Source organism: Synechococcus sp. R6-5 (assembly GCF_047461775.1).
GTDB lineage: Bacteria > Cyanobacteriota > Cyanobacteriia > Thermostichales > Thermostichaceae > Thermostichus.
On sequence record NZ_JANSHV010000017.1, the window covers coordinates 1 to 10,255 of the forward strand.

Consider the following 10,255-nt stretch of genomic DNA (forward strand, 5'->3'; position numbering starts at 1 on the left):
GTGCGGGGCTCCTGCAATTTCTAGCTGATGGGTAGCCAAAAAATGTTGTATGGCCTGATGGATATCTTTATGGATATCTTTTGCAACTGTAATGGCCGCAGATCGTCTGTTGGCTGTGCAAGGGCTAGGCCGTACTGCAGATCACACAACCTTCTCGGCAAACCGTAAGCTCCTTCTCTCCTTCTCCTCAGTAAAAGATAAAATAGGGCGATTTAGATTCCGAGCATTCCAGGCCGCCGATGGGAAACAGTCAAACCGGGGAGATGGTTCAATCGGAAAAGCAGGCTTTCCTGGAACGGTGGCATGACATTCTCGCCCCCAACTCCCTGGGCTACCGCATTCGATTGTTGTCTCAATTGGTGCGGCGGAAGTTGCAGTCTCATTTGGAGCCTTTTGGCCTGACCATCTCCCATTGGGTGGTGCTCTGCTGCCTTTGGGAAGAAGACGGGATCCCTACTTCCACTATTTGTGAGCGCTTGCAGCAGTTGGGGGGCACCATGACCGGGGTGTTGGATGGCATGGAAAAACGGGAGCTGATCCGGCGGCAGCGAGATCCTGAGGATCGGCGGATTTGGCGGGTCTACCTCACACCTGCAGGGGAGGAGCTGAAAGACGTTTTACCCCCTCTGATTTGGCAGTTGCGGGAGCAAACCTACGGCTGTCTCAGCCCAGAAGAACAGGCAACCCTCTCGCGGTTGGTGGATCGGCTGATCGCCCATCTGTCAGTGGATCCAGATGCGGTTGTGCTGGCGGAGCCAAGTCAATAGTCTTTATCTTGAGAGCGCCTTTGGGGGAGGGCGGAGCTTTGTCTGGAGATTTGCTGATCCGAAATGCTGAGCTGCTGGTGCCGGAAGGGGATCCCTGGCGGGGGGATGTGCTGGTGCGGGAGGGGCGCATTGCCCAAATCGGCCAAAACCTCTCGCCAGAAGGGGTGGCCAAGGTCATCGACGCCGAGGGCCATACCTTGATGCCGGGGGTGATCGATCCGCAAGTTCACTTCCGCGAGCCGGGCCGAGAGCACAAAGAAGACCTGCAGACGGGATCCTGGGCCTGTGCCCGGGGCGGGGTGACCAGCTTTTTGGAGATGCCCAACACCGACCCGCTGACGATTGACCAAGCGACGCTGGATGACAAGTTGGCCCGTGCAGGCAGCAAGTGTGTGGTCAATTACGGCTTTTTCATCGGGGCCACTGCCGATAACTTAGAAGAGTTGCAAACGGTGCAGGGAGCCTGTGGCATCAAAATCTTCATGGGATCCATGCATGGGCCCCTGTTGGTGGATGATCAGGCGGCGCTGGAGCGGATTTTCGGGGAAACGGATCCCAACTTCTTAATTGCCGTCCATGCTGAAGATCTGTCTCGCATCAAAGCCCGTAAGGCCCTGTTTGCCGGACGCACAGACGTAGCTGTTCACTCGCAAATTCAGGACGAGGAATCGGCCCTGATCGCCTCACGGCGGGCTTTGGACTTGGCCACCCGCTACCGCCATCGCCTACACATTTTGCACCTTTCCACCGGCCTAGAGGTCGAGCTGCTGCGCCAGCACAAGCCGGCCTGGGTGACGGCAGAGGTGACCCCCCAACACCTACTGCTCAGCACCGCCGATTACGCTCGTCTGGGATCCCTGGCCCAGATGAACCCCCCCCTGCGGGATCCCGCTAACCTGGCCCAACTGTGGCAGGGGCTGCACGACGGGATCCTGGATTGCATTGCCACCGACCATGCCCCTCATACTTTGGAAGAAAAGGCTCAGCCCTACCCCCACTCCCCTTCCGGTATGCCCGGCGTGGAAACCGCTTTGCCTCTGATGCTGACGGCAGCCCAGCAGGGGCGTTGTACGCTGGCGCAGGTGGTGCAGTGGATGTGTGAGGCGCCGGCCCGCCTCTACCGGATCCCCAACAAAGGGCGGCTGCAGGTGGGCTACGACGCCGACCTGGTGCTGGTGGATCGCCACACACCCAAACCGGTGCGGCGGGAAGAGCTGCTGACCAAATGCGGCTGGAGTCCCTTCGAGGGCTGGGAATTGGTGGGCTGGCCCCTAGTCACGATCGTGGGCGGACAGATTGCCTTTCAAAACGGCCAGGTGGATCCCTCGGTGCGGGGAAAGGCTCTTCAGTTTCAGCGCTAGCCAGGGATCCCTGCTATCCCGCAAGGGCTTCCGATAGCAGCAGGACAGAAGTGGCGCAGTAGCCTATCCTAGCTTCCCTCTCCCTTTGTGGGAGAGAAGCCAGGCCTGAGGGCGGGATGGCGCAAAAGCATCAGGAACGGTCTCAGGCTGGTTTGCCGATCACCACACACCTCGGCTTGCTGGGTCCGGCAACTCTGGCCCAGAAACTCGTGTTACTCTGAAAATGATAATTACTGATAATCAAAATTGGAAACGGCAAGGGGGCCTCATGAAAGTTGCCTACGTGTTCACTCACCCTCGCTGCGGCACCTATAAGTTGGGCCAGATGATCCTGCCCCAGCTAGAAGCAGGGGTGCATGGAGCGCAGGTGGTGGGCATGTTCTTTTTCGACGACAACTGCTTTGTTTTGCGGCAGGGGGATCCCATTGGCGAGCGCTTGGCCAAGGTTGCCCAAGAGCAAAACATCCTGCTGATGATGTGTGACATGTGCGCTCTGGAGCGCAACCTAGCCGAAGGGGAACCCCGCTGGTGCGACGCTCAAGGACGCGGGCGCAGAGAGCCAGCTCGGTGCGTTCCCAAAAACGTCGTCAAAGGAGTGCAGGTGGGCTGTTTCCCTGACCTCTACGAGGCCTTGAAGGACAACCCACCTGACCAAGTGATTACGCTTTGACGGAAGGACCCCGACTTAGCTGACGGCCACAGCCGCCGGCGGCTCTTGGCTGGGCTGAGAGCCGATCTTGCGGAAGATCAACCGCTCGTTGGCTACATCCACCAAAATGCGGTCGCCGGGTAGGAACTCGTTTTCCAGCAGCTTGGTGGCAATGGGATTTTCGATCTCCCGCTGGATCACCCGCTTCAGGGGACGGGCCCCGAACACTGGGTCGTAGCCCACCTCTGCCAGGTAGTCCTTGGCTTCTTCGGTGAGCAGGATCTCGATTTGCTGATCTGCCAGCAGCTTTTCCACCCGCTGCATTTGCAGGCCGACAATCTGGCGAATTTGCTCTTTGGTGAGGGCGTGGAAGATGATCAGCTCGTCCACCCGGTTGAGGAACTCCGGTCGGAAGTGGTGCCGCAGCATGGCCAGCACCTGAGTTTTCATCTCCTCGTAGCGGCTTTCATCGGCCCCAATTTCCAGGATGAGGTCGCTGCCGATGTTGCTGGTCATGATGATGATGGTGTTTTTGAAGTCCACTGTCCGCCCTTGGGAGTCGGTGATGCGGCCATCGTCCAGCACCTGCAGCAGGATGTTGAAGACATCCGGGTGGGCTTTTTCCACCTCGTCAAACAGCACCACCGAGTAGGGGCGTCGCCGCACCGCCTCGGAGAGCTGCCCGCCTTCTTCGTAGCCCACGTAGCCTGGAGGGGCCCCCACCAAACGAGAGACCGAGTGCTTCTCCATGTACTCGGACATGTCGATGCGCACCATCGCCTCGGAAGTGTCGAAGAGGAACTCCGCCAAAGCACGGGCCAGCTCGGTTTTCCCCACGCCAGTGGGCCCCATGAACAGGAAAGAGCCGATGGGGCGATTGGGATCCTTCATGCCGGCCCGGGCGCGCCGAATGGCTGCCGCTACGGCGGCTACCGCCTCGTCTTGGCCCACCACCCGCTGGTGCAAATGGGCTTCCAGGCGCAGCAGCTTCTGCTTTTCCGACTCCATCAGGCTGGTGACTGGGATCCCGGTCCAGCGGGAGACGATCTCAGCGATATCTTCAGGAGTCACTTGCTCCCGCAGCAGCGGCTCGCCGTTGGCCTGCAGCTTGGCCAGGTGAGCCTCCTGCTCTTGGATTTGCCGCTCCAATTCCATCAGCTTGCCGTACTTGAGCTCGGCAGCGCGGTTGAGGTCATATTTTTGTTCAGCCTGTTCGATTTGAAGCTTGACGGCGTCCCGCTCGGCTTTAAGGCTTTGCAGGCGTTCGATAGCCTCTTTTTCAAATTGCCAGCGGGCATTCAACTCCCGTTGTCGCTCCGTCAGGTTGGCCAGCTCCTGCTCAATTTTGCTGAGGCGATCTCTGGAGGCGGCATCATCTTCTTTTTTCAGGGAGAGCTCCTCCATCTGCAATTGCATGATCCGCCGGTCAATTTCATCCAATTCGACGGGCTTGGAGGTGATCTCCATCTTCAGCTTGGCCGCCGCCTCGTCCACCAGGTCGATGGCTTTGTCGGGCAGGAAGCGCTCGGAGATGTAGCGGTTGGAGAGCACCGCTGCCGCCACCAAGGCGGAGTCGCTGATTTTGACCCCATGGTGCAGCTCGTAGCGCTCTTTGAGGCCGCGCAGGATGGAGATGGTATCTTCCACCGAAGGCTGATCCACGTACACCGGCTGAAAGCGGCGTTCTAGGGCCGCATCTTTTTCGATGTGCTTGCGGTATTCATCCAGGGTGGTGGCGCCGATACAGCGCAACTCGCCCCGCGCCAGCATGGGTTTGAGCAAGTTGCCGGCATCCATGGCCCCTTCGCCGGCCCCGGCGCCGACAACGGTGTGCAACTCGTCGATGAAGAGGATGATCTGGCCTTCGGATTCGGTGACCTCTTTGAGCACAGCTTTGAGGCGGTCTTCAAATTCCCCGCGGTACTTGGCCCCGGCAATGAGAGCGCCCATGTCCAGAGCAATGACTCGCCGGTTTTTCAGAGACTCCGGCACATCTCCCCGGTTGATGCGCTGGGCTAGGCCCTCCACAATGGCTGTTTTCCCCACGCCGGGTTCGCCGATGAGGACGGGGTTGTTTTTGGTGCGGCGGGAGAGCACCTGAATGACGCGGCGGATCTCGTCATCTCGCCCGATCACCGGGTCCAGCTTCCCTTCGCGGGCCGCCTGGGTGAGATCGCGGCCATAGCGCTCCAGGGCTTCGTAGCGGGATTCGGGGTTTTTGTCGGTGACCCGCTGTTTGCCTCGCACCTCTTTGATGACCGGTTTGAGGCGCTCTACCGTCAGGCCCAGGGGTGCCAAGACCCGCTTGCCCACCCGCTCATCTTGCAGGGATCCCAAAAACAAGTGCTCCACCGAGATGAAATCATCGCCGTACTCTTTGCGAAACTCCTCGGCCCGATCCAGGGTGGTTTCCAGGCCGCGACCCAAGTAGAGCTGATCCACCCGCGCCAACTTGGGCTGCTGGTTGATGAAGCTTTCCACTTTATCCCGCACCAGCCTCGGATCGATACCTGCCCGTTGCAGGAGGGTTTGGGTGAGCCCCCCCTCTTGATCCAGAAGGGAGATCAGCAAATGCTCGGTTTCCAACTGTTGCTGCTGGTGCCGCCGGGCCACATCTTGGGATTGGACAATGGCGCTCCAAGCTTTTTCGGTAAATTGGTTGGGATTGGTGGGCTGCATAGGAGTTCGGCAGAGCTTTGCTACTCAGTATAGGAAGGCAATACAGACACAGGGAGCACCCTGGACTCTTTCGGGGCAGTAGAGCTGGGTGCCGGAAGCTCCGGTAGGATCTTCCTGATCTAGGTATCGCCTATTTTGCCAGAGCCAGAGTTCGCAACAACCGTCCTCTCCAGCTGCGATCCATGGAGGGATCCCCGCCTTATTCTTCTTCTTCGTAGGGACGGCCTTCCCCGATTACCGCCAGGTCAATTTGTTGGCGGTAGTAATCCACGTTCTTAATCTGCACCTCCACCCGATCCCCCAGGCGAAACTGGCGCCGACTCTTGCGTCCCACCAGCGCCTGCTGACGGCTGCGGTACTCGTACCAATCGTTTTTGAGAGTGCTCACCCGCACCAAGCCTTCCGCCAAGATGGGATCCACCTGGACAAAAAAGCCGTAGTTCTGGACGCCGATGATTAGGCCGGGGAACACCTCTCCCAGGTGCTTTTGCATGAACTCAGAGCGCTTCAGGCCCATCAGCTCCCGTTCCGCCTGCTGCCGGATCCGGTACCCCTCCTGAATTTTGGGCAGTTGCGCCTGGAGAAACGCCTGCCATTCCTCCTGCACCTTTGGCGGCAACACTTGCCAGTCGATTTGGCCGTAGCCGCTGGGGCCGTGCAGATCCACCACAGTTTTGGAGCGAGGGCTGCGGCGATCGCGTCCTTTGCTTAGGGCCAGGTGCAGAGCACGCAAATTGAGCAAGTCGGCATAGCGGCGCAAGGGGGCCGTAAAGGTGGCGTAGGGTTCTTTGAGGCCCAAGCCAAAATGGCCCAGGTGTTCTTCCAGAGGCTGAAGACGATACTCGACCGGGGGCAAGGTGGCCAGCATCTGCGCCACCAAGGCCGGGCTCGCGCCAGAGGCCAACACATCGGGAGCGGTGATGCGGGCACAAATCCGCTGCCAGTCCGCCAGAGTTACGACAGCGGGATCTTGCAAATTCAGATCCAGCTTCATGGCATTGGCCAGGCGCAAAAAGCTCTGCAGGGCCTCGGCGGCAGGGGCAGGCTGCACGCGGGCCAAAGAAGGGATCCCCAACTGGCGCAAATGGTGGCCCAGGATTTGGTTGGCCAGCAGGAGAATTTCCGTCATCAGGGCATGGGCGCCGAGGCGATCGCTGATCAAGAGGGGGCCGTAGCCGCTTTCATCGGCAGAGTGGGGAGTGAGCAAATCCAACAGGGGCAGGTCAAATCCCCCCGCCTGGTGACGTTTGGCCCGTAGGATCTGGCTAAGGCGCAGCAGGTTTTGCAGCAGGGCCATCAACTCCGGCACGTCTTCGTCGGGGCCCAAGTCGGCGGTGGTGGCCAAAAGAGCCTGCACCTGACCATAGGACAGGTGAGCCCGCGATTGCACCAGGCTGGGGTAAATCTCGAAGTTTTGTACCACCCCTTCTGGGTCGAGGGTCACTAGCAGTGAATAGGCCAAGCGCTCCTGCTGTGGCAACAGAGCCAGGCGGTTGTGCACCTCCGGCGGAAAGAGAGGCAGCACCATCGTATCGAGGTAGACGGTGGCCGTCCGCTGCTGAGCCTCTTGCTCCAAGGGGTGGTCGGGATCCAGCCAGTGGGCTACGTCGGCAATGTGGATCCCCAGCAGCCAGTGGTTATCCTCCTGCCGTTGTAGGGAGACGGCCACGTTGGGTTCCAAGCCGTGGGGATGCTGCAGATCCAAAGGCTCCAAAGTGATGCAAAACCAATCGCGCAGATCGCGGCGGCCCTTTTGGTCAGAGCGGCTGAGCTTTTTGGGCAGAGCTGCTGCTGCCTCCAACACCGGGGCGGGAAACTCCTGCGGCAGGTCGTACTTGCAACAGACCAAATCTGCATCGATGGAGGCTTCTGGGCCGTCGCCCAAGATTTTGCGAATGGTTCCGGTTGGGGGCAGATCCCCCAGCGGGTAGCGATCCACCTCCACATAGGCCACCCGACCTTCCGCCAGCTCGACAGGGGATCCCTCCGTCAGGGCCAGCTCGAACAGCAGCCGGTCGTCCAAGGGCACCACCCGAAAACCCTGTTCCGTCTGTTTGAGGCGACCCACCAGGGCAGAATTGGCCCGCTCCACAACGGCCACCACCTCTCCCTCAGGGCTGCGGCGACGGTTGCCATCTTTGGTGACCCGCGCCAACACCTGATCCCCATTCCAGGCGCCGCTGAGGTTGCTGCCGTGGATGTACACATCCTCCACCCCCGGCTCGTCCCGAATGGCGAAGCAAAAGCCTTTGCTGGAACAGCGCAAACGCCCCACCACCAAAGATTCGTCCGGCTTGCGCCGATAGCGAGGGGGATCCCCTAGTCGTTCCAGAAACCCGGCCCGCACCAGGCCATCTAGGGCAATCTCCAGCATTTCCGGCGCTTCTGGGTCGGGGGACTGCAAGAGAGCAAGAAGAGTATCTTTGTCGGTCAATTGATCGGGAGGCTGAGAGAGAAAATGCTGAAAAATTCGAGAGAAGTCCATTTTGGGTATTGGCAAAAAAGAAAAAGAGGGGTTAAGACATCGCAAGACCCAACCCGTTGGCGTTAGTCACGCTGGCCGGTGACGATAAAAGCTACCCGCTGGCCGATGTTGGTGCTGTGGTCGGCCAGACGCTCCAGGTAACGGATCGCCAGCAACATCAATAGAATAGGCTCGACCGATCCGCGAATGTCAGACTGCTGCGCCAACGTATTGTAAAGGTTAGTGTAATCTTCATCAACGGCGTCGTCTTCCCGCTTCAGTTGTCGGCCCAGGTCAGCATCCAATTCCGTCAGGGCCACCAAGCTGTGGCTGAGCATTTTCTGGCAGCGCTGCATCATCACGCGAATACGACCCAGCTCCGGGGGCGGCGGGTACATGACCAAGCGCAGGGCCACTTCGGCCAAATCTTTGGCGTAGTCGCCAATCCGCTCCAGATCGCGTACCAGTTGCATCAGGGTACTGATCCAGCGCAGATCCCGCGCCACCGGGGAGCGCAAGGCAATCAAATTAATACAGTCTTTCTCGATTTGACGATAAAAACGGTCAATTTGCTTGTCTTGGGCGATCACCTGTTCGGCAGCGACCAAGTTCTGTTCAAACAGGGCCTGCTGGGCCAAGACCACCGATTTTTCCACTAATGCCCCCATACGCAGCACATCCTGCTGTACCCGTTTGATGTGAAGTTGCAGCTCGGCTTGCCCCATGGCTTTCTCCCATGAATGTGGGCAGGGGGGGGAAGGGTTGCAGTCGTTTTGGATCACCAGAGCCAGCTGATCTCAATCATGGCAAACTTCGCCTGGAATAGGGGCAGGGAAGATGGCCAACTTGGGGGAAGATGAAAATAGCGGTTGCCCTTTGAGGGGGATTCGTCTGTCTGGAGTTCTCGGGTTGCTTTGTCGATTGAGACGGTCTCATGGCTCTTCCCCCCATCATTGTGTTGGACGATGATCCCACCGGATCCCAAACCGTTCACAGTTGCCTGCTCCTCACCCGCTGGGATCCGGAGACCTTGAAGCTGGGGTTGCAGGATCGTTCGCCGATTCGCTTCATCCTCACCAATACTCGGGCTTTGCCCCCGGCGAAGGCAGCGGAGGTGACGCGGTCGGTATGTGGGGCGTTGAAGGAGGTGATGGCGGAGCTGGGATGTGAGCAGGCTATTTTCGTCAGCCGCTCCGACTCGACTTTGCGGGGGCACTACCCCTTGGAAACCGATGTGATGGCAGCGGAGCTGGGGCCTTTTGATGCCCATTTTCTGGTGCCGGCCTTTTTTGAGGGAGGGCGCATCACCCGCAACAGTGTCCACTACCTACGGGTGGGGGAGCGCTGGGTGCCGGTGCATGAGACGGAGTTTGCTCGGGATGCGGTGTTTGGCTACCACCACAGCTATTTGCCGGACTATGTGCAGGAGAAAACCCAGGGGCGGATCCGGGCTGAGCAGGTGGAGCGATTGACCCTAGAGCAGATTCGCGCCGGCTGTCTGGAGCGGCTTTTGAGTCTGGAGGGGAATGTCTGCTGTGTGGTGGATGGAGAAACCCAGGCGGATCTGGATCGCTTTGCCCAGGATGTTTGGGCGGCTATAGAGCAGGGGAAGCGCTTTTTGTTCCGCAGCGCCGCCAGCCTCTTGACGGCTTTGGCCCAATTGCCGCCACAGCCGGTTCTGCCAGAGCAGATGGGGCGGTTTGTCCGCTCCTCTCAACCGGGGGTGGTGATCGTGGGATCCCATGTGCAAAAGTCCAGCCAGCAGTTGGCCCGCCTTCTGCAGGAGCCTGAAACCCAAGGCATCGAGGTGGAGGTGAGGCGACTATTGGATCCCGACGCGGAGCTGCTGCCAGGGATCCTGGCCCAAGTTCACAGCGCCTATGAGCAGGGTCTGACGCCGGTGGTCTACACCAGCCGAGAGGAACTGACGTTCGAAAAGGACGCCGTAGAAATGCGCCTAGCTTTTGGGCAGAAGGTTTCCCGGTTGTTGATGGGTGTGGTGCAGGGGCTGCCAGAAGGGATCGGCTATCTCATCAGCAAGGGCGGCATCACCTCCAACGACACCCTCAGCACTGGCCTCGACTTGCCGGCGGTGCGTCTGCTGGGGCAAATTTACCCAGGGATCTCGATGGTGATCACCCCGTCCGATCATCCCCGCTTTCCCAACCTGCCGGTGGTGTTGTTTCCGGGCAATGTCGGCGAGGCGGATACGCTGCTTTTGCTCCATCGTCGCCTCAAAAGTCGGGGCTTGATTTAGGGTGAAGAGGATGGTCTTGTGGGTTCCTGATACATTTACGCTGAACACTACTGAACATCACTGTTCAACTATGCAGCG

At 59.3% G+C, this 10,255-nt stretch carries 7 protein-coding genes; 4 read left to right on the top strand and 3 right to left on the bottom strand.

Annotated features, from left to right (window positions below; translation table 11 throughout):
* The first annotated feature begins 239 nt into the window (after positions 1-239).
* The 3 genes from NW818_RS00920 (at position 240) to NW818_RS00930 (ending at position 2,798) form a co-directional block, all read left to right on the top strand.
* Entirely contained in the window at positions 240-767 is a 528-nt protein-coding gene (locus tag NW818_RS00920) for a MarR family winged helix-turn-helix transcriptional regulator (RefSeq protein WP_414418603.1), read from the top strand.
* A gap of 38 nt (positions 768-805) precedes the next feature.
* Positions 806-2,128: a dihydroorotase gene (locus NW818_RS00925; protein WP_414423582.1), complete on the top strand. Its 1,323-nt coding sequence runs from the start codon at positions 806-808 to the stop codon at positions 2,126-2,128.
* 268 nt (positions 2,129-2,396) lie between these two features.
* Complete coding sequence (locus NW818_RS00930) at positions 2,397-2,798, top strand: SaoD/DsrE family protein (RefSeq protein ID WP_414331634.1); 402 nt, start codon at positions 2,397-2,399, stop codon at positions 2,796-2,798.
* 15 nt (positions 2,799-2,813) lie between these two features.
* On the opposite strand, the gene clpB is transcribed toward NW818_RS00930, so the two are convergent.
* The 3 genes from clpB to phoU form a co-directional block, all read right to left on the bottom strand.
* Positions 2,814-5,456, bottom strand: a complete 2,643-nt coding sequence (clpB, locus tag NW818_RS00935; RefSeq protein WP_414417080.1) for an ATP-dependent chaperone ClpB — start codon at positions 5,454-5,456, stop codon at positions 2,814-2,816.
* 199 nt (positions 5,457-5,655) lie between these two features.
* Positions 5,656-7,941 carry a ribonuclease R family protein gene (locus NW818_RS00940; RefSeq protein WP_414423583.1) on the bottom strand — a complete coding sequence of 762 codons (2,286 nt, stop codon included), beginning with the start codon at positions 7,939-7,941 and terminating at the stop codon, positions 5,656-5,658.
* A 62-nt stretch (positions 7,942-8,003) separates the two neighbouring features.
* The gene (gene phoU, locus NW818_RS00945; protein WP_414423584.1) at positions 8,004-8,645 is read right to left on the bottom strand and encodes a phosphate signaling complex protein PhoU; all 642 of its coding nucleotides are present in this window, start codon (positions 8,643-8,645) and stop codon (positions 8,004-8,006) included.
* 209 nt (positions 8,646-8,854) lie between these two features.
* Here phoU and NW818_RS00950 point away from each other — a divergent pair, with 209 nt between their 5' ends.
* Positions 8,855-10,177, top strand: coding sequence for a four-carbon acid sugar kinase family protein (locus NW818_RS00950; protein ID WP_414423585.1), 1,323 nt, complete (start codon positions 8,855-8,857; stop codon positions 10,175-10,177).
* Positions 10,178-10,255 lie beyond the last annotated feature (78 nt).